Source organism: Limimaricola cinnabarinus (assembly GCF_047631075.1).
Classification (GTDB): domain Bacteria; phylum Pseudomonadota; class Alphaproteobacteria; order Rhodobacterales; family Rhodobacteraceae; genus Limimaricola; species Limimaricola cinnabarinus.
Map to the genome: position 1 here is coordinate 24,043 of NZ_JBLHYX010000002.1, position 22,815 is coordinate 46,857.

The 22,815-nt window shown below is 69.6% G+C and carries 20 protein-coding genes and 1 riboswitch; of the genes, 13 read left to right on the forward strand and 7 right to left on the reverse strand.

The features are described from left to right. Positions 1–302: 302 nt before the first annotated feature. Positions 303–3,758, reverse strand: a complete 3,456-nt coding sequence (locus ACJASC_RS01955) for a chromosome segregation SMC family protein (protein ID WP_415143104.1) — start codon at positions 3,756–3,758, stop codon at positions 303–305. 162 nt (positions 3,759–3,920) lie between these two features. Further along, a riboswitch (cobalamin riboswitch) is annotated at positions 3,921–4,143 on the forward strand. Positions 4,144–4,177: 34 nt separating this feature from the next. Between ACJASC_RS01955 and ACJASC_RS01960 the strand changes: the two genes are divergently transcribed. Then, the gene (locus tag ACJASC_RS01960) at positions 4,178–4,348 is read left to right on the forward strand and encodes a CbtB domain-containing protein (RefSeq protein WP_341212499.1); all 171 of its coding nucleotides are present in this window, start codon (positions 4,178–4,180) and stop codon (positions 4,346–4,348) included. A gap of 10 nt (positions 4,349–4,358) precedes the next feature. Further along, positions 4,359–5,039 carry a CbtA family protein gene (locus ACJASC_RS01965; protein WP_415143106.1) on the forward strand — a complete coding sequence of 227 codons (681 nt, stop codon included), beginning with the start codon at positions 4,359–4,361 and terminating at the stop codon, positions 5,037–5,039. Between the two features lie 4 nt (positions 5,040–5,043). Here the strand turns inward: ACJASC_RS01965 and ACJASC_RS01970 are convergent, their stop codons facing one another. Continuing rightward, entirely contained in the window at positions 5,044–5,376 is a 333-nt protein-coding gene (locus ACJASC_RS01970) for a DUF1636 family protein (protein WP_415143108.1), read from the reverse strand. A gap of 45 nt (positions 5,377–5,421) precedes the next feature. Between ACJASC_RS01970 and cobW the strand changes: the two genes are divergently transcribed. Beyond that, positions 5,422–6,486 (forward strand): cobalamin biosynthesis protein CobW, encoded by a 1,065-nt coding sequence (cobW, locus tag ACJASC_RS01975; protein ID WP_415143110.1) that lies wholly within the window; start codon positions 5,422–5,424, stop codon positions 6,484–6,486. Continuing rightward, positions 6,483–6,935, forward strand: a complete 453-nt coding sequence (locus tag ACJASC_RS01980) for a GNAT family N-acetyltransferase (RefSeq protein ID WP_415143112.1) — start codon at positions 6,483–6,485, stop codon at positions 6,933–6,935. Before cobW ends, ACJASC_RS01980 begins: the two co-directional genes overlap by 4 nt. 2 nt (positions 6,936–6,937) lie before the next feature. Here the strand turns inward: ACJASC_RS01980 and ACJASC_RS01985 are convergent, their stop codons facing one another. Beyond that, complete coding sequence (locus ACJASC_RS01985; protein WP_415143114.1) at positions 6,938–7,120, reverse strand: hypothetical protein; 183 nt, start codon at positions 7,118–7,120, stop codon at positions 6,938–6,940. A 78-nt stretch (positions 7,121–7,198) separates the two neighbouring features. On the opposite strand from ACJASC_RS01985, the gene cobN reads away from it, so the two are divergent. The 5 genes from cobN to cobO are packed head-to-tail and all read left to right on the forward strand — an operon-like array spanning position 7,199 to position 13,254. Then, on the forward strand, positions 7,199–10,864 hold the full coding sequence (cobN, locus tag ACJASC_RS01990) for a cobaltochelatase subunit CobN (RefSeq protein ID WP_415143116.1): 3,666 nt from the start codon (positions 7,199–7,201) through the stop codon (positions 10,862–10,864). Then, positions 10,861–11,505 carry a nucleotidyltransferase family protein gene (locus tag ACJASC_RS01995; protein ID WP_415143119.1) on the forward strand — a complete coding sequence of 215 codons (645 nt, stop codon included), beginning with the start codon at positions 10,861–10,863 and terminating at the stop codon, positions 11,503–11,505. The genes cobN and ACJASC_RS01995 overlap by 4 nt, the downstream gene beginning before the upstream one ends. Then, positions 11,502–11,852, forward strand: coding sequence for a CidA/LrgA family protein (locus ACJASC_RS02000; RefSeq protein ID WP_415143121.1), 351 nt, complete (start codon positions 11,502–11,504; stop codon positions 11,850–11,852). The genes ACJASC_RS01995 and ACJASC_RS02000 overlap by 4 nt, the downstream gene beginning before the upstream one ends. Then, the gene (locus tag ACJASC_RS02005) at positions 11,849–12,586 is read left to right on the forward strand and encodes an LrgB family protein (protein ID WP_415143123.1); all 738 of its coding nucleotides are present in this window, start codon (positions 11,849–11,851) and stop codon (positions 12,584–12,586) included. The genes ACJASC_RS02000 and ACJASC_RS02005 overlap by 4 nt, the downstream gene beginning before the upstream one ends. 56 nt (positions 12,587–12,642) lie before the next feature. Beyond that, a complete protein-coding gene (gene cobO, locus ACJASC_RS02010) occupies positions 12,643–13,254 on the forward strand; it encodes a cob(I)yrinic acid a,c-diamide adenosyltransferase (protein ID WP_415143505.1) in 612 nt (203 codons plus the stop codon). A 10-nt stretch (positions 13,255–13,264) separates the two neighbouring features. Here the strand turns inward: cobO and ACJASC_RS02015 are convergent, their stop codons facing one another. The 3 genes from ACJASC_RS02015 to ACJASC_RS02025 form a co-directional block, all read right to left on the reverse strand. Further along, positions 13,265–14,650 (reverse strand): HWE histidine kinase domain-containing protein, encoded by a 1,386-nt coding sequence (locus ACJASC_RS02015; protein ID WP_021694279.1) that lies wholly within the window; start codon positions 14,648–14,650, stop codon positions 13,265–13,267. Between the two features lie 103 nt (positions 14,651–14,753). Continuing rightward, positions 14,754–16,379, reverse strand: coding sequence for a thiamine pyrophosphate-binding protein (locus ACJASC_RS02020; RefSeq protein WP_415143125.1), 1,626 nt, complete (start codon positions 16,377–16,379; stop codon positions 14,754–14,756). Positions 16,380–16,441: 62 nt separating this feature from the next. Further along, entirely contained in the window at positions 16,442–17,488 is a 1,047-nt protein-coding gene (locus tag ACJASC_RS02025; protein ID WP_415143127.1) for an NAD(P)/FAD-dependent oxidoreductase, read from the reverse strand. Positions 17,489–17,536: 48 nt separating this feature from the next. Here ACJASC_RS02025 and mnmC2 point away from each other — a divergent pair, with 48 nt between their 5' ends. Both mnmC2 and ACJASC_RS02035 read left to right on the forward strand, forming a co-directional pair. Further along, complete coding sequence (gene mnmC2, locus ACJASC_RS02030) at positions 17,537–18,214, forward strand: tRNA (5-methylaminomethyl-2-thiouridine)(34)-methyltransferase MnmC2 (RefSeq protein ID WP_415143129.1); 678 nt, start codon at positions 17,537–17,539, stop codon at positions 18,212–18,214. Next, on the forward strand, positions 18,214–19,080 hold the full coding sequence (locus ACJASC_RS02035; RefSeq protein ID WP_415143131.1) for a DMT family transporter: 867 nt from the start codon (positions 18,214–18,216) through the stop codon (positions 19,078–19,080). Before mnmC2 ends, ACJASC_RS02035 begins: the two co-directional genes overlap by 1 nt. A 1-nt stretch (position 19,081) precedes the next feature. Here ACJASC_RS02035 and ACJASC_RS02040 read toward each other — a convergent pair whose 3' ends face one another. Continuing rightward, on the reverse strand, positions 19,082–21,196 hold the full coding sequence (locus tag ACJASC_RS02040; protein WP_415143134.1) for a lytic transglycosylase domain-containing protein: 2,115 nt from the start codon (positions 21,194–21,196) through the stop codon (positions 19,082–19,084). A gap of 145 nt (positions 21,197–21,341) precedes the next feature. Here ACJASC_RS02040 and dapA point away from each other — a divergent pair, with 145 nt between their 5' ends. Both dapA and smpB read left to right on the forward strand, forming a co-directional pair. Then, positions 21,342–22,217 carry a 4-hydroxy-tetrahydrodipicolinate synthase gene (gene dapA, locus ACJASC_RS02045; RefSeq protein ID WP_415143136.1) on the forward strand — a complete coding sequence of 292 codons (876 nt, stop codon included), beginning with the start codon at positions 21,342–21,344 and terminating at the stop codon, positions 22,215–22,217. A gap of 109 nt (positions 22,218–22,326) precedes the next feature. Next, a complete protein-coding gene (gene smpB / locus ACJASC_RS02050; protein WP_021694286.1) occupies positions 22,327–22,803 on the forward strand; it encodes an SsrA-binding protein SmpB in 477 nt (158 codons plus the stop codon). Positions 22,804–22,815: the final 12 nt, after the last annotated feature.

A 22,815-nucleotide genomic window follows, 5' to 3' on the forward strand; every position in this document is an offset into this window, starting at 1 on the left:
TACGGTAGCGATCGGTCGATGATGTTTCATCCCTGATCTGGCCCCCGCAGAGTTGCCGCTCTGCGGGGGTTTCTCTTTGCCGGGGATTACCTCCCGACCCAGAGACGGACAGCGGTCAGCACCAGTGTTGCCACTGCGACGACCACCATCCACTTACGGTAGCTCGCTTCGGTCAATGCATATCACCTCCCCTCGCCGCGAAGTGTCGCGGCAGGAGGAAGTCTTGCCAAAATCGGGACAAGTTCTCAAGTGTTCTTGTTATGTTCTGCAATCACGAGTTGCTTCGCCTCCGAAGCAACCGGTCAGGCGACCATCTGCTCGGCCTTGCGAAGATCGACAGAGACGAGCTGGCTCACCCCCTGTTCGCCCATGGTGACCCCATAGAGCCGGTCCATCCGCGCCATCGTCACAGCGTGGTGGGTGATGATCAGGAACCGCGTATCGGTGCGACGGGCCATTTCATCCAGAAGGTCGCAGAACCGCGTCACGTTGGCGTCATCGAGCGGCGCATCGACCTCGTCGAGTACGCAGATCGGCGCCGGGCTGGCAAGGAACACCGCGAAGATCAGCGCCAATGCGGTGAGCGTCTGCTCGCCGCCCGACAGCAGCGACAGCACCGAAAGTTTCTTGCCCGGCGGCTGGCACAGGATCTCGAGCCCGGCTTCGAGAGGGTCGTCGCTCTCGACCAAGGTGAGCCGCGCTTCGCCGCCGCCGAAAAGATGCGTGAAGAGCGTGCCGAAGTTCTCGTTGACCTGTGAAAAAGCGGCGAGCAGCCGCTCGCGCCCCTCGCGGTTGAGGCTGCCGATGCCGGTGCGCAGGGTACGGATCGCCTCTTCGAGGTCGGCCTTCTCGGCGACCAGCCCGTCATGCTCGGTGCGGATCGCCTCGGCATCCTCCTCGGCGCGCAGATTGACCGAGCCCAGCGCGTCCCGCTGGCGGCGCAGCTGCGCGACCTTGGCCTCTACCTCCTCGGTGGGCGGCGGCGCCAGCGCGCCGATCTCCAGCGTTTCGAACAGCGCCTCGGGCGTGGTCTCCAGCGTTTCCTCGATCCGCTCGGCCGCTTGGGTCGCGGCGGCGCGGGCGGCCTCGGCGCGCGCCTCGGAGGCGGCACGACGCTCGCGCGCTTCCGAAGCGGCGCGCTCGGCTGTGCGTTCGGCCGTCTGTGCATCGGTCAGCGCACCCTCGGCCACGCGCAGCGCCTCAGCGGCGGCGTCGCGTCGCGCCTCGGCCTGCGCGATGCTCGCATCCATCGTGCGCCGCTCGGCAAAGATCGCCTCGGGCCGCTCGCGGGCGCGCTCCAGCTCGGCCTCGGTCTCGGTACGGCGGGCGGTCAGCTCGCCGACCCGGCCCCGCGCGGTCTCGGCGCGCTGGCGCCAGCCTTCGAGCTCGCGCGTCACGGTCTCGGCGCGGCGCGCCCGGGTCTCGCCGTTGCGGCGGATCTCGTCGGCCTCGGAGCGCCGGGTGATCATGGTGATCCGCGCCGCCTCGACCAGCTGGCGGCCCTGTTCCACGGCCTCGCGCGCCGCCTCGAGATCATCGAGATCGCGCAGCCCGGCTTCGGCCTCGACCAGCGCTTCGCGCCCGGCGCGGCCCTCGGCTTCGTGCCGGCCCATCGCCTCGCTCGCGGCGTCACGGCGGGTCAGGGCCCGGCCCTTTTCGCCCTCGGCGCGGCTGAGCGCGCGCGCGGCCTCGGACAGCGCCGTCTCGGCGGCGCGGCGGGCGGTGCGGGCGCGGGCATCGATCTCCTTGGCGCGCTCCAGCGCCGCCGCGGCATCGGCATGGCGCTCGGTCAGCTCCTCCAGCTTGGCCTCGATCACCTCAAGCTCGCTGCGCAGCGCCGCGAGCCGGTTCATCTGTTCGAGCCGCAGCGCCGCCGCCGAGGGTGCGTCCTCGGTCCCGGCGCGGTAGCCATCCCAGCGCCACAGATCCCCCTCGCGGCTCACGAGGCGTTGGCCCGGCCTCAGGCGCTCCTGCAGCGCAGCCCCCCGGTCGCGCGCGACGACGCCGACCTGCGCCAAGCGACGGCCCAGTAGACCCGGTGCATGGACGAGGCCCGCCAGAGGTTCGGCGCCATCGGGCAGCGGCTGGTCGGCGTCGTAGCCGGGCAGCTCGGCCCAGCCGGTCGCCCCGCGCGCATCGACCACGGGCGCCTTCAACTCGTCGCCCAGCGCCGCGCCCAAAGCCTTCTCGAAGCCCGGCTCGACCTTCAGCAGATCGAGAAGCTGCTGGCCCTTGCCGTCGCCGCGCTCGACCAGCCGCGCCAGACCGCTGACTTCGGCGCGCAGCGCCTTGGCCTCTCCCTCGACGCCCGCGCGGGCGGCCCGCGCTTCCGCCTCGTCGGACTGCGCCTGCGCGCGCTCGGTCTCGGCTTGGGCCAGATCGGCCTCAGCGGCCTCGGCGGCGACTTTTGCCTGTGTCTCGGCCTCGACGGCCCCGGCCAGCACGGCCTCGGCCTCGGTCGTGGCGGTGCCTGCGGCGTCGAGCTGCGCCTTCGCTTGCGCCGCCGCCTCGGCACTCTTGGAGATGCGGGTCCGGGCCTCGGCCACCAGCCGCTGCGCCGATTGGTGCCGCGCCGCGAGCCGGGCGGTGTCCTCGGTGCGCTGGCCTTGGGCGTGCTCGGCCTCCGACAAGATCTCGCCCGCCTCGCGTGCCACCGCCTCGATCTGCGCCAGCCGCACCTCGTGCCCCTGCCCGGCTTGCGCCAGCTCCGCCGCTTCGACCTCGAGCGCGCGCATCGTCTCGCCCGCGTCGCGGTCGAGCACGCTTTCGCGTTCCATGTCGCGGTCGAGCTGTTCGATCCGTGCGCCCAAGGCCCGGATCGCCCCCCGCGCCCGCTTTTCCTGATCAAGCAGCCGGTCGCGCTCGGCCTCGTGGCGGTTCAGCACGGCAGAGGCGATGGTCGCCTCCTCGCGCAGGGGCGGCAACGCGGCTTCGGCGGCGGCGCGCGTCTCGACCGCGCGGGCGGCGAGCCCGTCGGCCCGGGCGGCGGCCTTCGCCATCTCGCGCAGCTCTTCCTCGGCGGCGCGGCGCATCGTCTCGGCGACGTTCCAGCGCAGCCACAGCAGCAGCCCCTCGGCCGTGCGCAGGGAGGCCCCGATCTCGCGGTAGCGCGCCGCCGTCCGGGCCTGACGCGCCAGCGTCGCCAGCTGCGCCGCCTGGCTCTCGACCACGTCGTCGACGCGGGACAGGTTCGCTTCGGCCCCCCGCAGTTTCAGCTCGGCCTCGTGGCGGCGCTGGTAGAGACCCGAGATGCCCGCCGCCTCTTCGAGGATGCGACGCCGCGCGGTGGGCTTGGCATTGATCAGCTCGGAGATCTGGCCCTGCCGCACGAGGGCGGGCGATTGCGAACCGGTCGAGGCGTCGGCGAAGAGCATCTGCACATCACGCGCGCGGACCTCGCGGCCGTTGAGGCGGTAGGCCGAACCGAGGTCGCGGGTGATGCGGCGCCCGATCTCCAGCGTGTCGGCATCGTTGAAAGCGGCGGGCGCCAGACGCTCGGCGTTGTCGATCGACAGCATGACCTCGGCGTGGTTGCGCGCGGGACGGGTCGCGGCCCCGGCGAAGATCACGTCCTCCATGCCGCCGCCGCGCATCGCGGTGGGGCGGTTCTCGCCCATCACCCAGCGCAGCGCCTCCAAGAGGTTCGACTTGCCGCAGCCATTCGGGCCGACCACGCCGGTGAGCCCGTCCTCGATCACCAGATCGGTCGGGTCGACGAAGCTCTTGAAGCCGTTCAGCCGCAGCCGGGAGAATCGCATGAAAGCTGCCCTCGTTCGCGCTCTTGGTCGCGCGCCTATGCGGGAAAGGGGGGCGCGAAGTCAACGCGCGCGGCCCTTTGCGCGCGGGGTTCCGCCGCGTTTGCTAGGCCGAGCCGTGCCCCGCGCCCCGGCCTTGGCGCTTGACGCGGGACGGCGGCGCGGCGCAGAAACAAAAGGCAAGGTTCCCCGATGCGGCGCGAAGCGCCCGAGGGGAGGAAATCGGGAATGCGGAAGGGGCCGATCCAGTCAGGAGGCCCCCAGCCGCAGCCGCCCCCGCGACTGTAAGCGGTGAGCGCCCCTCCGGCACCACTGGGAGAGATCCCGGGAAGGTGGAGGGATGCCACGACCCGCGAGCCAGGAGACCGGCCCTGCGTGACGTAACCGATACCCCGTCGGGTGGACGGGACAGGAGAACAGACATGACGACCAAGACCATCGCCGCCTCCGGCAGCACGACCGACATCGCCACCATCGCCTTCGCCGCCATTCTCGGCCTCGGCCTGATCTTCGCCGCCGGCTTCAGCCAGGCGGGCGCGATGCACGACGTGGCCCATGATTCGCGCCACGCCACCGGCTTTCCCTGCCACTGATCGCCCGGACATGTTGAAACAGATCGGGGCCAGCGCGTTGTTCGCTGGCCTGGCCGCGGGCGTGCTCGCCGCACTTTTGCAGCTTTGGTTCGTCGTGCCCCTTCTCATGGAAGCCGAGCTTTACGAGACCGGCGCGCGGGCGCATTTCACCGACGGCTATATCGGCTCGGATGCGGGCGCACCGCCCTTGGGCGACGCGATCGGGCGCCATCTGGGCACCATCGCGCTCAACATCGTCGGCTGGATCGGCTTCGGCTTCGTGCTGGCGGCAGGCTTCGCGCTCGCGGCCCGGCGGGGCATGCGGATCGACGCACGCGCAGGCCTGCTGTGGGGCCTCGCGGGTTTCGCGGCACTGGCGCTCGCCCCCGCCTTCGGGCTGCCGCCCGAGCTGCCCGGCACCATCGCGGCCGAGGTGTCCGAACGGCAGCTCTGGTGGGGCGTGACGGTGGTGGCGACGGCGCTAGGCCTCGCCGTCATGGCCTTCGGGCGCGGACCCGGCTGGCTTGCGGGGGGCGCGGCGCTGATCGCGCTGCCGCATCTGATCGGCGCGCCGCATCTCGACCGCTACTTCGGCACCGCCGCGCCCGAATTGGGCGCGCTCTTCGCCACGCGGGCGCTGGGCGTCTCGGCGGTGGCCTGGGCGCTCCTTGGCCTTCTGGCCGGCTGGATCTGGTCGCGAGAGGCGGCGTGACGCCTCAGCCCGCCGGGATGCGCCCGATCAGGCCGTGCCTGAGCCGTCCCAAGGGCCGCGCATCGGTGATCTCACCGCCCGGCGCTTCGGCGTAGAGGTCCGCAAGCTTACGGATTTCGGCCGCCTGCGTGGCCGGGTCCACCCCCGCAAAGAGATAGGCCGTCTTGCCCGCGCCCCGGATCGACAGGGCGACGGGCGAATGGCAGACATTGAGACAATCGACGAGGCGCACCACGACCCCATCGCTCAGACCCTCGCGCAGCGCCTCGGCCAGAACCGCCCCCTCGGGCGCCTCGCCCGGCGCCGCGCAGGTCGCGCAGATCGTGATGCAATTCATTTCCACCTCCGGTGCCTTCGCGCCGATCAGTAACGGATGACCCCGATGCCCGCAAAGATCCCCGCCACCGTCGTCACCGGCTTTCTCGGTGCCGGCAAGACCACGCTGATCCGCCACCTTTTGGAGAACGCCAAGGGCAAGCGCATCGCGCTCGTCATCAACGAGTTCGGCGATCTCGGCGTCGATGGCGGCATCCTCAAGGGCTGCGGCATCGAGAACTGCCGCGACGAAGACGTGGTCGAGCTGTCGAATGGCTGCATCTGCTGCACCGTCGCCGACGATTTCATTCCGACCATGGAAAAGCTTCTCGACCGCGACGAGCCGGTCGATCACATCGTGATCGAGACCTCGGGCCTCGCACTGCCGCAGCCGCTCATCCGCGCCTTCAACTGGCCGGGCATTTCGACCCGCGTGACGGTAGATGGCGTCGTCACCGTGGTCGATGGCAAGGCGGTGGCCGAGGGCCGTTTCGCCCATGACATCGCCGCGATCGACGCCCAGCGTGCCGCCGATGACGGCCTCGACCACGAGACGCCGCTGTCGGAGCTGTTCGAGGACCAGATCGCCGCCGCCGACATGATCGTCGTCAACAAGACCGACCTGCTGGACCCCGCCGAGGCCGAGGCGCTGGTCGCCAGGCTGAAGTCCGAGGCCAGAGGCGGCGTGCAGGTTGTCCGCGCCACGATGGGCGCGCTGCCCGTCGAGGTGCTGCTGGGTCAAGGGGCCGCCGCCGAGGCCGACATGGAAGCGCGCCACGAGGTGCATCATCACCATGACCATGACGATGAGGACGACGATCATCACGACGCGGCGCATCACCACGGCCATGACGAGTTCGAAGGCTTTGTCGTCACCCGCGCGGAGGTGACCGACCCCAAGGCCTTTGCCGCGCAGGTCTCGGAGGTGATCCGCGCCCATGACATCCTGCGGCTCAAGGGCTTCGTCGCGGTGGCAGGCAAACCGATGCGGCTGACGCTTCAGGCGGTGGGCCCGCGCGTCGACACGCATTTCGACCGCCCCTTCGGTGCCGACCCGCGCGAGACACGGCTGGTGGTGATCGGCGAGGCGGGTCTTGACCGTGCGGCGATCGAGGCCGCGCTGGCGGCATGAGCGTCGAGGTGAAGCGGGCGCGCGCAACCGATCCCGGTCCGCGCGCGCTGGTCGAAGCGAGCCAAGCGCTGATGCGCTCGCTTTACCCCCCGGAGGAGAACCACTTCCTGCCGATCGAGGCGCTCGATGCCGCCGATATCCGTTTCTTCGCGGCGTATGACGGCGACATGCCGCTGGGCTGCGGCGCGCTTCACGTGAAACCGGGTTATGGCGAGCTGAAATCGGTCTTCGTGGCCGAAGCCGCGCGGGGACGCGGCGCGGGCGCCCTGCTGCTCGACCGGCTGGAACAGGCGGCGCGCGACGAGGCGCTGCCGCTGATCCGGCTGGAGACGGGCGACAGGCTGACCGCCGCCCATCGTCTCTATGCAAGGCACGGTTTCGCCGTGCGGGGCCCGTTCGGCGACTATGTCGAAAACGGGTCGAGCGTCTTCATGGAGAAGCGGCTGTGACCTCAGTCCTTGGGCTCGGGCGCCTTGTCGGCGGTCTTCTTCGCGGCCTCCTTCATGCGCTTGAGCAGTTCGGCCTTGTCGTCGCGCTTGTCATAAGGGGTCTTCTCGGTGCCGCGCTCGTTGTGCTCGCGGTGCTTGGGCGCGTTGCGGCCCTGACGCGGCCCGCCCGACTTGCTGTAATCCATCATCCGCTCCTGTAACTGGGGGGTGCCGTTCCCTGCCCCAACGCAGGGCGCGGCGCAAGCGTTCACGAAAGGGCCGCCATGCATCTTCTCGCCGCCACGCCGGGTACCGTCTCCGACGGCACCGAGGCCGTCGATCTCGGCCAGAGCCCCGGCGATCTCGTCGTCATCTCTGCCGCCGATACCGAACTGGCGGCGCTGAGCGCCGCGCGGGCGCAGATGGACGCCGCACCCGATCTGCGGCTGGCGAGCCTGATGCACCTTCAGCACCCGATGTCGGTCGACCTGCATCTCGACGATTGCGCCATGAAATCACGTCTCGTCGTCGCCCGCGTGCTCGGCGGCGCGGGCTACTGGAAATACGGGTTGGTGCAATACGCCGCGCGGCTGGCCGAGGCGGGCGTGCCCTTTGCCGCCCTGCCCGGCGACGACAAGCCGGACCCTGAGTTGCGCGAGTTGTCGACCGTGGGGGCCGATGATTACGACGCGCTCTGGTCCTACCTCGTCGAGGGCGGGCCGGAGAACGCAGAAAACTTCCTTGCCCATGCGCGCCACATGATCGACGGCAGCGAGCCGCCGCAGGCGGCGCGGCCGCTCTTGCGGGCCGGTCTCTACTGGCCCGGTCTCGGCATCGCCGATCTGCAAGGCATCCGCGACGCATGGGCCGAAGGCGCCCCCGTGGTGCCGGTCGTGTTCTACCGCGCGCTGCTGCAGGGCGCACAGTTGGCGCCGATCGACCGGCAGGTGCGGGCCTTGCTGCGGGCCGGGCTGAACCCGATGCCGGTCTTCGTGGCCTCGCTCAAGGACCCGGTGTCGCGCGATACGCTGACCGGGCTGATGGCCGAGGCCCCGCCTTCGGTGATCCTCAACGCCACCGCTTTCGCGACGGGGGGCGCGGTGGCGGGCGACGCGGCTTCGCCCAACCCTCTGGCCGCCCCGACGGCCAACGAAGCCCCGGTGTTCCAGATCGTGCTTTCGGCCAGCAGCGAAGAGGTCTGGGAAGAGGGCCTGACGGGCCTTTCGGCCCGCGACATCGCGATGAACGTGGCACTGCCCGAGGTCGATGGCCGCATCCTGAGCCGCGCCATCGGCTTCAAGGGCGAGGCCTTCTTCGACGAGGCGACGCAGTGCCGCGTCGCCACCTACCAGCCCCGCGCCGATCGGATCACCTTCGTGGCCGATCTGGCCGCGCGCTGGGCCCGGCTACGCGCCACGCCCGCCCCCGCGCGCAAGGTGGCGCTGATCCTCGCCAACTACCCCAACAAGGACGGTCGCCTCGCCAACGGCGTCGGCCTCGACACCCCCGCCGCCACGGTCCACGCGTTGCGGCTGATGCAGGGCGCGGGCTACGCCGTCAAGAACATGCCCGAGGACGCACAAGCGCTGATGGAGCGGCTGATGGCCGGCCCGACCAACTGGCTTACCGACCGCGCCGCACGCGAGGGTGGCGAGGTGCTACCACTTCGGGACTACGAGCGGCATTTCGGCGATCTCCCCTGGGAGGCCAAGCGCCAGATCCTCGACCGCTGGGGTCCGCCGGGCGACGACCCCTTCCTCACGGGTGAGGGCTTCGCCCTGTCGCTGCACCGCTTCGGCAATGCCGTGGTCGGCCTGCAGCCCGCGCGCGGCTACAACATCGACCCGACCGATACCTACCACTCCCCCGACCTCGTGCCGCCGCACCACTACCTCGCCTTTTACTTCTGGCTGCGGCATCATTGGGGCGCGGACGCGCTGGTGCATATGGGCAAGCATGGCAACCTCGAATGGCTGCCGGGCAAGGCGCTTGCCCTGTCCGAGACGTGCTGGCCCGAGATCGCCTTCGGGCCGATGCCCCATTTCTACCCCTTCATCGTCAACGATCCGGGCGAGGGCACCCAAGCCAAGCGCCGGGCGCAGGCGGTGGTGATCGACCATCTGACGCCGCCGCTCACTCGCGCCGAGAGCTACGGGCCGTTGCGCGATCTCGAGGCGCTGGTGGACGAGTATTACGAGGCGGCGGGCGTCGATCCGCGCCGCATCACCCATCTGCGCCGCGAGATCCTGAGCCTTGCCGAAACCACGGGCCTTGCCTCGGACGCGGGCTTCTCCGGTCAGGCCGACACCGATCTCGCCAAGCTCGACGCTTGGCTGTGCGAGCTGAAGGAGGCGCAGATCCGCGACGGGCTGCACGTCTTCGGCCAATCCCCCGAAGGACGGCAGGAGCGCGACCTTGCTATCGCCCTGGCGCGGGTGCCGCGCGGCGCGGGGGCCGCCTCGATCCTTCGGGCGCTGGCCGACGACCTGTCCTTGGGCTTCGACCCTCTCGACTGCGACATGGCGACAAGCTGGACCGGCCCGCGCCCCGACGCCCTCTCGGGCGAGGGCAAATGGCGCAGCGCGGGCGACACGGTCGAGCGGTTGGAGGAGCTGTGCCAGCGCCTGCTCGACGGCAAGGCGACGCCCCCCGGCCCTGCCTCGGCCGCCGTTCTGGAAGAGATCGAGACGAAGCTTCGCCCCGCCATCGCCGCCTGCGGCCCGGCCGAAGGCGCGGGCCTGCTGACCGGCCTTGATGGCCGCGCCGTCCTCCCCGGCCCCTCCGGCGCGCCGACGCGCGGGCGGCCCGACGTGCTGCCAACGGGGCGCAACTTCTTTTCCGTCGACGCGCGCGCCGTACCGACCCCCACCGCTTGGGCGCTTGGCTGGAAATCGGCAAACCTCCTGATCGAAAAGCACCTGCAGGACCATGGCGACTGGCCGCGTGCCATGCTGGTCACCGCATGGGGCACCGCCAACATGCGCACGGGCGGCGACGACATCGCACAGGCGCTGGCACTGATGGGCGTGAAACCCACTTGGGACAGCGCCAACCGCCGCGTCACCGGCTTCGAGGTGCTGCCCAAGGGCGTGTTGGGCCGCCCGCGCGTCGACGTGACCCTGCGCATCTCGGGCTTCTTCCGCGATGCCTTCCCGCAGCTCGTGGCGCTGGTCGACAGCGCGGCGCGCGCCGTGCAGGCGCTCGACGAGGCCGAGGAGATCAACCCCGCCGCCGCGCGGGTCCGCGCGGGCGAAAGCGCAGCACGGGTCTACGGCTCTAAGCCCGGCGCTTATGGCGCAGGTCTGCAGGCGCTGATCGACGAGCGGATCTGGACCGAACGCGCCGATCTCGGTGCCGCCTATCTCGATTGGGGCGGCTATGCCTATGGCGCGGGACAAGAGGGTGAAGCCGACCGCGACGGCTTTGCGGCACGACTCGGACAGGTCGAGGCGATCGTCCAGAATCAGGACAACCGCGAGCACGACATCCTCGATTCGGACGATTACTACCAGTTCGAGGGTGGCGCCGCGGCGGCGGTGGCAAGCCTGCAGGGCCGCGACCGGCCGATCTACCACAACGACCACTCGCGCCCCGAACGCCCCATCATCCGCAGTCTGGACGAGGAGATCGCCCGCGTCGTGCGGAGCCGCGTGGTGAACCCCAAATGGATCGATGGCGTGAAGCGCCACGGTTACAAGGGTGCCTTCGAGATCGCCGCCACCGTGGACTATCTCTTTGCGTTCGCGGCGACCACGCGGGCGGTGAAGAACCACCATTTCGACCTCGTCGAGGAGGCGGTTCTGGGCGACGAGGACACGCGCGACTTCATCGCCGAGCATAACCCCCCCGCGCTCAAGGAGATTGCCGAGCGGCTGCAGGAGGCGATCGATCGCGGGCTGTGGCAGCCGCGCTCGAACTCGGCCCGCGCCCGGATCGAGGCGCTCAGGTGAGCGAGGCGCTGGAAGCGCGGCTGCTCGGGATCGTCCAGGCCGTGCCGGAACTGATGGCCGCCTTGCGCGCGGCCCGCACGCTCGACCTGCCCGACTGGTGGATCGTTTCGGGCGCGCTCTACGGCGCGGTGTGGAACGCACTCACCGGACGGCCCGCGTTGCACGGGGTCAAGGATATCGACCTGTTCTATTTCGACCCCGACACGAGCTGGGAGGCCGAGGACCGTGTGATCCGCCGTGCCGCGCCGCTCTTCGCCCCCGCCCCGCCGGTCGAGATCCGCAATCAGGCGCGGGTGCCTTTGTGGTATCGTGACCGCTTCGGGCATGCCTGCCCGGATTACGCCTCCAGCCGCGACGGCATTGATCACTTCGCTTCGCGCACGCATTGTGTCGGCATGCGGCTGCGTCCCGATAACGGCTTCGATATCTATGCGCCTCATGGCCTCGAGGACATCTTCGCGATGCGGATCGTGCCGAACCCGATCCTGCCGAACCGCGCCACTCACGAGGCCAAGGCGGCGCGGCACAAGACATGCTGGCCCGAACTGACGATCGAGCCGTGGCCGGAAACACCGCAGGCTCGACGTCCCGCGTCTCCCCTTCAAACCGGGAGCCACCCAAGCCGCCCGGAGGCCCCATGATCGTCAATCTCGTCGTCCTGCTCGCCTGCCAGCTGGCGGGCGAGGTCGCAGCAAGGGGTCTCGGTCTGCCCATCCCCGGCCCGGTGATCGGCATGGCGCTGCTTTTCGCCGCGTTCATCCTGCAACCCCGGCTGGCGCAGCGCATCGCCGCCACCACCTCGGCGCTGCTTGCGCATCTGTCGCTGCTGTTCGTGCCGGCAGGCGTCGGCGTGGTCGGCCATCTCGACACGCTGGGCCGCGACGGGGTGGCGCTGATGGCGGCGCTGCTTTTGTCGACCGTCGCGGCGATCCTCGCGGGCGTCTACGTGTTCCTCGCCGTCGCGCGTGTCACCGGGGCCTCGGAATGAGCCCGGCCGATCCCGCCGAGATCTGGACCTATCTGCGTCAGGACCCGCTTTTGTGGCTTACCGCGACGCTGGTGGCCTATGCCTTGGGCGATCTGGCCTTTCGCCGGGCGGGCCGCCGACCGTTGGTGAACCCGGTGCTGGTGGCGGTGGCGCTGCTGGCTGTCCTGCTGCGCGTCACCGGCACCCCCTATGAGAGCTACTTCGAGGGGGCGCAATTCGTGCATTTCATGCTCGGACCCGCCACCGTGGCGCTGGCCGCGCCGCTCTATGCCAACCTGCGGCTGATCCGCTCGGCCTTTTGGCCGATGCTGGCCGCGCTGGTCGCCGGCTCCGTCACCGCGCTGGTCACGGCGGTCGCCATCGGCGCGGCTTTCGGACTGAGGGGCGAGACGCTGCTGTCGCTCGCACCGAAATCGGTGACCGCGCCGGTGGCGCTCGGCGTGTCCGAGACGATCGGCGGCGCGCCGAACCTGACGGCGGTGCTGGTGATCATCACCGGAATCACCGGGGCGATCGTCGCGACGCCGCTCTTGAACCTCATGCGCATCCGCGACTGGCGTGCGCGCGGCCTCGCCGTCGGCGTGGCCGCCCATGGCATCGGCACGGCGCGGGCGTTTCAGGTCAACGAGACGGCGGGGGCCTTCGCGGGCATCGGCATGGGGCTCAACGCGCTGCTGACGGCGCTGATCGCGCCGCTGCTCGCTCCGTGGCTGGTGGCGCTGCTCGCGGGGTAAGACGGGTTGCGCGCGCGCGCCGTCCGGCGCAGTCTGTCGCCCCGAACGAGGAGGCCATCATGACTGAAGACACAGACCGCCACGCAATGAAGATGGCCAAGAAAAAGGCCGCCCGCGACAAGATCATGGCCACCAAGACCGACGAAAAGGGCCTGATCATCGTCCATACCGGCAAGGGCAAGGGCAAGTCCTCGGCCGCCTTCGGCATGATCTTCCGCTGCATCGCGCATGAGATGCAATGCGCCGTGGTGCAGTTCATCAAGGGCGGCATGTCGACCGGCGAACGCGACCTGATCCTCGAGCGGTTCTCGGATGTCTGTCAGTTCCACACCATGGGCGAGGGCTTTACCTGGGAGACGCAGGACCGTACCCGCGACACCGAGATGGCGCAGGCCGCGTGGGAAAAGGCCAAGGAGCTGATCCGCGATCCCGAGAACCGCATGGTGCTGCTCGACGAGATCAACATCGCGCTACGCTACGAGTATCTCGACATCCGCGAGGTCGTGACCTTCCTGCGCGAGGAAAAGCCGCGCATGACCCATGTGGTGCTCACCGGGCGCAACGCGCATGATGACCTGATCGAGGCGGCGGATCTCGTGACCGAGATGGAGCTGGTCAAGCACCCGTTCCGATCCGGCATCAAGGCACAGATCGGCGTCGAGTTCTAGCGTCCGGCTTCTAACGCCCAGCAGGGCGGCTCTCGATCAGCCGCTTCAGCTCGGCCACCACCCGGTCCTCGCTCACCGGCTTGGACAGCACCTGGGCGTCGGGGAACTCCTGCTTGAGCTCCTCGCCATCGACATTGCCGGTGACGAACAGCAGCGGCACGCCCAAGCTTGCGAGATCGCGCGCGAGCGGCAGGCTCGATTCCGAGCCGAGCCGCACGTCAAGCACGGCGGCGTCGGGCCGGGTCGAGACCGCCTCCCGCGCTTCGGCAAGACGGGTATAGGGTCCCTCGACCAGCGCGCCCTGCTCGCCCAGCGCCATTTCCAGCGAGATCGCGATCAGGAACTCGTCCTCGACCACCATCACCCGGCGCCCCTCGAGCCGCGCCTCGCCGCGCGTGGCACGCTCGCTCTCGGCGGCGTCGTGGCCCACCGGCATCTCGATGGTGCAGACCACCCCCGCCTCGGCGTAGTCCATGCGCACCTCGCCCTCGTCGGCGCGCAGGATCGAACGCAGCAGTGTCGAGCCGAAGCCCATGCGCTCGGGCGGAGCGACCCGAGGCCCGCCACTCTCGCGCCAGACGACACGCGCGCGACCCGGCGCGAGCCGGTTCACCTCGATCAACACCCGGCCCGCATCGTTGCTCAGCGCGCCGTACTTGATTGCATTCGTGGTCAGCTCGTAGAGCGCCAGCGACAGGCTCTCGGATATCTTGGGCAGCAAGGTGGCCCCGGTGGCGCCACTGACCACGATGCGGCCCGGCTCGGGCTGAAAGGGGGAGAGGGCGCTGTCGATCACGTCGGAGACCCTGAGCGCGCCCTCGGAGAGCTGCACGGTGAGGGCATGGCTGCGCGACAGCGCTTCCATCCGGCCCAGCAGGCTGTGCTCCAGCTCGGCCACCGTGTCGGCGCGGCGGGCCGACATGCGCACCATGCCCTGCAGCACCGAGAGCATGTTGCGGGTCCGGTGGTTCAGCTCCGAGGTCACGAGGCGCAGGCGCTCCTCGGCCTCCTTGCGGTCGGTGATGTCGAGAACATGGCCAATGAGCCGCTCATGACCGGTCTGCGGGTCTTGCAGATGGCGGCCATGCGCCGAGATCCAGCACAACTTGCCGTCAGCGCGCAGGATGCGGCAGTCGAAGGACCAGCTCTGCTTGGCCGCGAGTGCGGCCCCATAGGCCGCGTCGACACGAGGCCGATCCTCCTCGACCACATGGGCGAGGAAATCGTCATAGCTCCACGACTCTCTCGGCGTGTCGTAACCGAAGATCTGGTCATGGCGCAGGCTGCGCCAAGCTTCGCCGGTGGCAGCATCCAGATCCCAGACACCGATCTCCCCCACGGCCAGAACGAGCCTGAGGTGATCCACGCCGTGCTCGAGTTCCGTCAGGTCTTCCATTCACGTATCCGTAGCCGCATGCCTCCGCAGCTATATCTTCCCCCCCGACGTTTGAACCGCAAGGCCGGGATCGCGCGACTTGAGTACGTCAACGTACCGAGCTTCAACCCAGAACCTGCCCGGTCGACAGCGCCGCGGGATCGACGCGAAGCTCGATCACCGCGACCCGACCGCTTTCGCGCGCCCGCGCGAAGGCTGCCGCGAAGCCGCCCCCCTCCTCGACCACCTCGCCATGACCGCCATAGGCGCGCGCCAGCGCGGCAAAGTCGGGATTGGCCAGCGCCGTGCCGGAAACCCGGCCCGGATAGTGCTTCTCCTGATGCATGCGGATCGTGCCATAGCGGCCATTGTTGACGACGATCACGATCGGCGTGGCCCCATGCTGGGCCGCGGTCGATATTTCGTTGAGGGTCATCTGGAAACAGCCATCCCCGGCGAGGCAGACCACCATCCGGCCCGGATGCGCGAGCGAGGCCGAGATTGCTGCCGGAAAACCGTAGCCCATCGAACCCGAGGTCGGTGCAAGCTGGCTGCGGTAGCCCTTGAAGCAGAAGTAGCGATGCAGCCAGCCCGCGTAATTGCCGGCCCCGTTGGTCAGAATCGCGTCCTCCGGCAGGTTCTCAGAGAGCCAGCCGATCACCTGCTCCAGCTTGACCGCGCCGGGCGTCTCCTTGGGCGCAAGCCAGCCTTCGTAATCATCGCGCGCCGCACGGGTCCAACCAGACCAGTCGGCGCCGCAGGGGGCGAGATCGGCCAGCGCCGCGAGCATCGCGGGAGCTTCGCTCACCACCGCCATCCCGGGTCGCCAGACCCGGCCGATCTCGTCCGCGTCGGCATGCACGTGGATCAGCAAAGCGTCATGGCCGGCAGGGTCGAGAAGCGTGTAGCCCTGCGTCTCGATATCGCCCAGCCGCGAGCCGATCACCAAAAGCGCGTCGGCGGCGCGCACCCGCTCGGCGAGCTTGGGGTTCACGCCGACATTGAGGTCGCCCGCATAGTTCGGATGCCGGTTGTCGATGTAATCCTGCCGCCGGAACCCCGCCGCCACCGGCAGGCCCTGTGCCTCGGCAAAGCGGGCGAGATCGGCGGCGGCCCGCGTCGACCAGTGCGGCCCGCCCACCACCACCAGCGGACGCTCGGCCTGGCCCAGCCGCTCCATGATCCGCGCCGCGGTCTGCGACAGGTCGGGCAGGAGCCGTTCGGGCGCGGGCGCGAGATCCCGCGCCTCCGCCAACCCCGACAGCACGTCCTCGGGGAGCGCCAGAACCACCGGGCCGGGGCGGCCCGACATCGCCACCTCGAAGGCGCGGCCGACATATTCGGGGATGCGCGCGGTGTCGTCGATCTCGGCCACCCATTTGGCGAGGGGGCCGAACATGGCGCGGTAATCCACCTCCTGAAACGCTTCGCGGTCACGGTCGCCACGCGCGATCTGCCCCACGAAAAGCACCATCGGCGTGCTGTCCTGCCGCGCCACATGCACGCCCGCGGAGGCGTTGGTGGCCCCCGGCCCGCGTGTGACGAAGGCGACGCCGGGCCGCCCCGTGAGCTTGCCCTGCGCCTCGGCCATCATCGCGGCCCCGCCCTCGTGGCGGCAGACCACGTTGGCGATATCGCTGCCATGCAGCCCGTCGAGCACCGCGAGAAAGCTTTCGCCCGGCACCGAGAACACCCGCTCGACCCCGAGCCGGGCCAGCTGGTCCACCAATATCCGTCCGCCGTGCCGCATGGTTTTCTTCCGTCCCTGTCGAGGCCGGAGCATGGCCGCAGCACGCCCGTCCCGCAAGCGGCCTAGAGACTGACTTCGGGGCGGAACCCCTCGGGGATACGGTCGCGCGCCTCCAGCACCAGATCGGCCATCACCTCGCCGACCAATGGCGCGAGGCCAAAGCCGATCTTGAAGCCGCCATTGGCGATGAAGGCGTTGTCGCGGAACGGATGCGCCCCGAGCATCGGCGCGCGGCTACGCGCGCGCGGCCGCACCCCGGCCCAGCGCTCGACCACTTCGGCCCCCTCGAGCGCGAGACAAAGCCCGCGCGCCTGTTCGATCAGCGCGTCGAGCTGCGCATCGGTGGCGGTATCGTCGTCATAGTCGCGCTCCGAGGTCGAGCCGATTCCCACCGTGCCATCGGCATGCGGCACCGCGTGCAGCCCGTCGGCAAAGAGCTGCGGCGCGTCGCGCGCATCGAAGCCGCGCGGACGCAGCAATGCCGCCTGCCCTTTCACGCCCGTTCCCGCCATCCGGCCCGCCATGGCCGAGATCTCCTCGAGCCCCGCGACGCCGGTGGCCCAGATCACCGGGCCCTGCGGCAGCCCCTCCTTCACGATCCTTCCCCCGAGCGTCTCCAGCGCCCGCGCCAGAGCCCGCGTGGCGAAGCGCGGGTGCAGCCGCGCGGTCAGCGTGTCATGGACAAGCATTCCGCCCGGGCTCGCGGGGGACCAGTCGCCGGCTTCGGCCTCGATCACGCGCCACGCGGCCCGCCCCTGCCACAGTGCCGCCGCGCCTTCGGCCCGCGCCTCGGCCCGCGCCACCGCCGCCGCGTCGAGGAGCGGTTGCAGCCGTCCGGTGCGGGCATAGCCCGGATCTTCGCCCGACAGCCGCGCGATATCGGTCCAGAACGCCTCGGCCATCAAGAGCGCCTCGAGCTGGAACGCCTTCTTCTCGTTCCACTGCTCGGGCACATGCGGGGCCAGAGCCCCGACAATGCCCCCCGAGGCCCCGGCCGCGGGCCCATGCGGGTCGATCACGACCACATGCGCGCCGCGCCGGGCGCAGGCCACGGCGACCGAAAGGCCCCAGACCCCCGCCCCCATCACCGTCAGATCCACGCTTGCCATCGCCTCGCCCCCTCGCCATCACGAGGGCGCAACCTAAGGCAGGCTCCCATGAACGACCAGCAGGCGGACATCGACTGGCGGGACGACCGCGTGCCGGTTTCGACCCGATTCGACGATCCATATTTCTCGATCCATGACGGGCTGGCCGAAACGCGCCATGTCTTTCTGGCGGGCAACGGCCTGCCGGACCGGTTCGGCGCGAAGTTCCGGATCATGGAGACGGGCTTCGGCACCGGGCTCAATTTCCTCACCGCGTGGCAGGCATGGGAGGCGGCGGGCGGGCGCGGCACGCTGCGCTTCACCAGCTTCGAAGCCTATCCCATGTCACCGGGCGACACGGCCCGCGCGCTTTCGGCCTTTCCCGAGTTGGGGGGCCATGCCGGCCGGCTGGTCGCGGCGTTGCAGAGCGGCGCCGGCCCGCATGTCTTCGATGGCGCGGTGACGCTGGAGATCGTGCCCGGCGACGCGCGTGAGACGCTGCCCATGCATCGAGACCTCGCCGACGCGTGGTTCCTCGACGGTTTCGCCCCCGCGAAGAACCCCGAATTGTGGGGCGATACGCTGATGGCGCAGGTGGCGGCGCACATGGCCCCGGGCGGCACGCTGGCGAGCTATACCGCGGCGGGCCATGTGCGCCGCGCGCTGGCGGCGGCGGGGCTGGAGGTCACGCGCGCGCCGGGATACGGGCGCAAGCGCCACATGACCGTGGCGCGGAGACCCGGCTGATGCGCAACGACAACCGGCTCGGCGTCCTGCTGATGGTGATCACCACCTTCGTCTTCGCCATGCAGGACGGCATCTCGCGCTATCTGGCGGAAACCTACAGCGTCCTCATGGTGGTGATGATCCGCTACTGGTTCTTCGCCGCCTTCGTCGTCGCCATCGCGCGGCGGCAGAAAGGGTCGATCCGCGCCGCCGCACGCACCTCGCAACCTTTGCTGCAAGGGGTCCGGGGCCTGCTACTAGCGGGCGAGATCTGTGTCATGGTGGTCGGCTTCGTGCATCTCGGCCTCGTCGAGAGCCATGCGATCTTCGCGGTTTATCCGCTGCTCATCGCCGCCCTGTCGGGCCCGGTGCTGGGCGAAATCGTCGGCTGGCGGCGCTGGGTCGCCATCGGCATCGGCTTTACGGGGGTTCTGGTGATCCTGCGCCCCGGCATCGGCGTGTTCGCGCCCGCGGCGCTGTTTCCGTTGATGGCGGCGGTGATGTTCGCGCTTTACGGGCTGCTGACGCGCTATGCCGCACGGCGCGATTCGGCGGCCACCAGCTTCTTCTGGACCGGCGTCAGCGGCGCCGTGCTGATGACGGTGATCGGCCTGCCGAATTGGGAGCCGCTGATCGGCTGGGACTGGGTCGTGATGGCGCTCTTATGCGTCACCGGCGCGGGCGGGCATTTCCTGCTGATCAAGACCTATGAGGTGGCCGAGGCCGGGGCGGTGCAGCCCTTCGCCTATCTGCAGCTTGTCTTTGCGGCAAGCCTCGGGATCGCGGTCTTCGGCGAGAGCCTCGCGCCCAACGTGGCGCTGGGGGCTGTGATCGTGGTGGGCGCGGGCGTCTTCACGCTGATCCGCACCCACCGCAGATCGGGTTAGGTCACTCGACCGGGCGCTGCGGCGGCCGCATGCCGCCGATCGACATCGGCGCGAGGATCGACAGCGACATCGACGATGCGCGCCCCTGTGGCGAGACCTCGACTGCGGGCGGCACCGGCGCGGGGGCGGCCTCGGCTACGACCGGAGCCGAACCGACCCGCGCCTGCGGGCGCACGAAGGGCGGCTTGCCGTTGAGGATGTCCGAGAAGTTCACCGGCCCGGTCTCACCGGTGAGCCGCGCACGGTAGACCGGAATCGATTCGCTCACCCGCATCACGTAGTTGCGGGTCTCGGTGAAGGGGATGTGCTCGATCCAGTCGACCACGTCGGCCTGCCCGATCCGCGGATCGCCGCGCTCGGCCATCCATGTGCGCGGCCGCGACGCCCCGGCGTTGTAGCCGGCCGAGATCATCACCGGGCTCTGGCCGAAAGTCTCTTCGAGATAGGCGAGGTAGCGCGAACCGAGCCTGGCGTTGTAGCGCCAGTCCGAGGTCAGCTTGGCGCGCGAATAGGGCAGCCCGAGCCAGCCCGAGACCTCCTCGGCGGTGGCGGGCATCAGCTGCATCAGGCCGAGTGCGCCTACCGGGCTGCCGACGCCGATGTTGAACTCGCTCTCGCGGCGGGCGATCGACATCGCAAGCTCCGGCGCGACCGGCAGGTCGGTTTCGGCAAGCGCGTGCAGCGGGAAGTAGATCTCGGGGATCACGATCTGCCGGTAAGCCGCGGCCTTGCCCAGTGTCAGCGCCAGATGCGTCTCGTCGCGCTCCATCAGCATGCGGCCGAGCTGCGCGATGCCCTCGCGGTCGAGGCTGCGGCCCAGCTCCACCACGAAGCGAAGCGCGTCGCCGTACTGGCCCGCATCGAGCAGATAGGCCACCGCTTGGGTGCGGTCATCCTTCAGGAAGTCGCCCTGCCGCCAGTCGGCCACCGGCTCGTGGCCGGTAAGCGCCGGGTCGAGCGACAGCCCCAGCTTCTCGGCGGCGAGAAGCCCGTAAAAGGCGGTCTGGTGCAGCGCCGCGCGGGCATAGTCGAGTGCTGCGGTGTCATAGGCGCCCGACGCCTCGCGCGCCCGGCCCTGCCAGTATCCGGCTCGCGCGAGCGAGATCGGGCTCTCGACGTCGCTTTCGAGGTGCTGGAAATGCTCCAACGCCTTTTGCGGCTGATCGAGATAGGTCAGCGCGATGTAGCCCGAGAGCCATTCGAGATCGGCGTAGAACGTGCCTTCGGTCAGGAAATGCCGGCTGGCCAGCGCATAGGCGCGCTGAGGCTCGCCATTGCGCATCAGCCAGCGCGACAGCGTCGCGCGCCACGAGGCCCAGCGGAACGGATCGCCCAGCGCCTTTTCCGAGCCGGTATGGCGCTCGATGATCTCCAGCGCCTCGGTGTAGTCGCCCTTGTCGGCAAAGCGGTTGAACCGGGCGTTGGCGATGCCGGGATCGTCGCGCAGCCGCTCGGGCACCCGGCCCAGCGCCGCCGCGGCGCCCCGGTCGCGAATGAGGGCGACGCGGGCCTCGGCGACGCGGCGGTCGGCGTCCGAAAGCGTATCGAACAGCCGCTCCGCATCGGTGATGCGCCAGCGCCAGAGCATCGCGTCGATGCGGCCTGCGTGATGCGGTGCGAGGATGTCGCCGAAGGCATCGACCATCGCGGCATGGCCGGTGCCGTCGAGGCCCAGCGTCAGCCACGATTCGACCAGCATCTCGCGCGCGGCGTCGATCCTGCCTTGCGCCATCAGCGCCTCGGCCAGACGCACCGCGCCCTCGCCGGTCTCGGGGCTGCCATCACCGAACCAGGCGATGACCTGTTCGGGCGAGAGGCCCTTGGGCATGTCGCGCTCTCCCTCGGCGCGCAGCTGGTCGAGGCGCGGCCAGTCGGAATGGCCCGCGACGAAGGAGACGTACTCCTCCCAAGCCCCCTGCCCGGCCAGCAGCTTTTCCCATGTGACGAGATCGAGCGCCACTTCGCCCAAGGGGGCCGCAAGCGCCGTCGCGCGGTCCCAATCCTTGCGATCGGCCGCGCCGAGCGCGTCCTCGATGCCGGCGATTGCCGGCATGGCCGGGGCGCACAACGCCAGGACGGTGGCGAGGGCGGTGGAAAATCGGGTGGGTTTCGTCATGCTTGGCTGCTCCGGGATTCCGTGACTCTCGGCATGGGACGCCACCCTAGGTATACGCGGCCGAGGCGCAACTCACAAACTTGGCAAGCGGTGGAAACCCGTCTAGGGTCCGCCCGATTTTACCCCCGGACTCAGGACGCCTCACATGTTCAAGGGATCGCTCCCGGCCCTCGTCACCCCCTTCGCAGATGGCCAGGTGGACCTCGAGACGCTGAAGAAACTGGTCGAATGGCACATCGCCGAGGGCAGCAACGGCCTCGTTCCGGTGGGGACCACCGGCGAAAGCCCGACCCTCACCCATGAAGAGCACGACCTCGTCGTCGAGACGGTGGTGAAGACGGCGGCCGGGCGAATCCCCGTGATCGCGGGGGCCGGTTCGAACAACACGGTCGAAACCGTGCGCCTCGTCGAGGCCGCCAAGGCGGCGGGGGCCGATGCGGCCCTCGTGGTGACGCCCTATTACAACAAGCCGACGCAGCGTGGCCTCGTGGCGCATTTCATGGCCGCCGCCGAATGCGGCCTGCCGATCGTGATCTACAACATCCCCGGCCGCTCGGTCGTGGACATGAGCCCGCAGACCATGGGCGAACTGGCCAAGCACCCGATGATCGTCGGCGTCAAGGACGCGACCGGCGATCTCAGCCGCGTGCCCAAGCAGCGCATGCATTGCGGCGCCGATTTCCTGCAGCTCTCGGGCGAGGACGCCACGGCACTGGGCTTCAACGCCCATGGCGGCAAGGGCTGCATCTCGGTCACCGCAAACGTCGTGCCCCGGCTTTGCGCCGAGTTCCAGCAGGCCACGCTCGACGGGCGCTACGACATCGCGCTAGATCTTCTGGACCGGCTGATGCCGCTGCACGAGGCGATCTTTCTCGAGCCGGGTGTCGCGGGCGCGAAATACGCGATGTCGGTGCTCGGCCTGTGCCGCGACGAGGTGCGCTCGCCGCTCACCACGCCGCTCGAAGGCACCCGGCTCGCGATCAAGGACGCGCTGCGCCATGCCGGGATGATCGGGCACTGATCGCTATCGCCCCTCGCGGGGGGCGAAAGCGACGCTTCGCGGCATCTGAAAAAGGGTGAATGGGGGCGGCGCGCTGGACTTGGGCGCGCCGCGTCCCTAGATCGGGCGCATGGCCAAGAAAGATCAGAACAAGAACTACAAGGTGATCGCCGAGAACCGGCGGGCGCGCTACGACTATGCCATCGAGGACGATCTCGAATGCGGGATCATCTTGATGGGGTCGGAGGTGAAGAGCCTGCGCACCGGTCAGTCCAACATCGCCGAGAGCTACGCCTCGGTCGAGGGGGGCGAGCTGTGGCTCACCAACGCCTATATCGCGCCCTATGACGCGGGCCGCACCTTCGGCCACGAGGAACGGCGCCGCCGCAAGCTTCTGGTCAAGCAAAAGGAGCTGGTGCGTCTGTGGAACGCCACCCAGCGCGAGGGCATGACCATCGTGCCGCTGGTGATGTATTTCAACGACCGCGGTCTGGTGAAGCTCAAGATCGCCACCGGCAAGGGCAAGAAGAACCACGACAAGCGCGCCACCGAGGCCAAGCGCGACTGGGGCCGCCAGAAGCAGCGGCTGCTGCGCGCGGGCATCTAGGCGGCTTGCACA

Excerpts from the sequence above, each read along its gene's own strand:
- ACJASC_RS01955 (WP_415143104.1), bottom strand. The coding sequence starts at position 3,758 with ATGCGATTCTCCCGGCTGCGGCTGAACGGCTTCAAGAGCTTCGTCGAC.
- ACJASC_RS01960 (WP_341212499.1), top strand. The coding sequence starts at position 4,178 with ATGACGACCAAGACCATCGCCGCCTCCGGCAGCACGACCGACATCGCC.
- ACJASC_RS01965 (WP_415143106.1), top strand. The coding sequence starts at position 4,359 with ATGTTGAAACAGATCGGGGCCAGCGCGTTGTTCGCTGGCCTGGCCGCG.
- ACJASC_RS01970 (WP_415143108.1), bottom strand. The coding sequence starts at position 5,376 with ATGAATTGCATCACGATCTGCGCGACCTGCGCGGCGCCGGGCGAGGCG.
- cobW (WP_415143110.1), top strand. The coding sequence starts at position 5,422 with ATGCCCGCAAAGATCCCCGCCACCGTCGTCACCGGCTTTCTCGGTGCC.
- ACJASC_RS01980 (WP_415143112.1), top strand. The coding sequence starts at position 6,483 with ATGAGCGTCGAGGTGAAGCGGGCGCGCGCAACCGATCCCGGTCCGCGC.
- ACJASC_RS01985 (WP_415143114.1), bottom strand. The coding sequence starts at position 7,120 with ATGGATTACAGCAAGTCGGGCGGGCCGCGTCAGGGCCGCAACGCGCCC.
- cobN (WP_415143116.1), top strand. The coding sequence starts at position 7,199 with ATGCATCTTCTCGCCGCCACGCCGGGTACCGTCTCCGACGGCACCGAG.
- ACJASC_RS02000 (WP_415143121.1), top strand. The coding sequence starts at position 11,502 with ATGATCGTCAATCTCGTCGTCCTGCTCGCCTGCCAGCTGGCGGGCGAG.
- ACJASC_RS02005 (WP_415143123.1), top strand. The coding sequence starts at position 11,849 with ATGAGCCCGGCCGATCCCGCCGAGATCTGGACCTATCTGCGTCAGGAC.
- ACJASC_RS02015 (WP_021694279.1), bottom strand. The coding sequence starts at position 14,650 with ATGGAAGACCTGACGGAACTCGAGCACGGCGTGGATCACCTCAGGCTC.
- ACJASC_RS02020 (WP_415143125.1), bottom strand. The coding sequence starts at position 16,379 with ATGCGGCACGGCGGACGGATATTGGTGGACCAGCTGGCCCGGCTCGGG.
- ACJASC_RS02025 (WP_415143127.1), bottom strand. The coding sequence starts at position 17,488 with ATGGCAAGCGTGGATCTGACGGTGATGGGGGCGGGGGTCTGGGGCCTT.
- mnmC2 (WP_415143129.1), top strand. The coding sequence starts at position 17,537 with ATGAACGACCAGCAGGCGGACATCGACTGGCGGGACGACCGCGTGCCG.
- ACJASC_RS02035 (WP_415143131.1), top strand. The coding sequence starts at position 18,214 with ATGCGCAACGACAACCGGCTCGGCGTCCTGCTGATGGTGATCACCACC.
- ACJASC_RS02040 (WP_415143134.1), bottom strand. The coding sequence starts at position 21,196 with ATGACGAAACCCACCCGATTTTCCACCGCCCTCGCCACCGTCCTGGCG.
- dapA (WP_415143136.1), top strand. The coding sequence starts at position 21,342 with ATGTTCAAGGGATCGCTCCCGGCCCTCGTCACCCCCTTCGCAGATGGC.
- smpB (WP_021694286.1), top strand. The coding sequence starts at position 22,327 with ATGGCCAAGAAAGATCAGAACAAGAACTACAAGGTGATCGCCGAGAAC.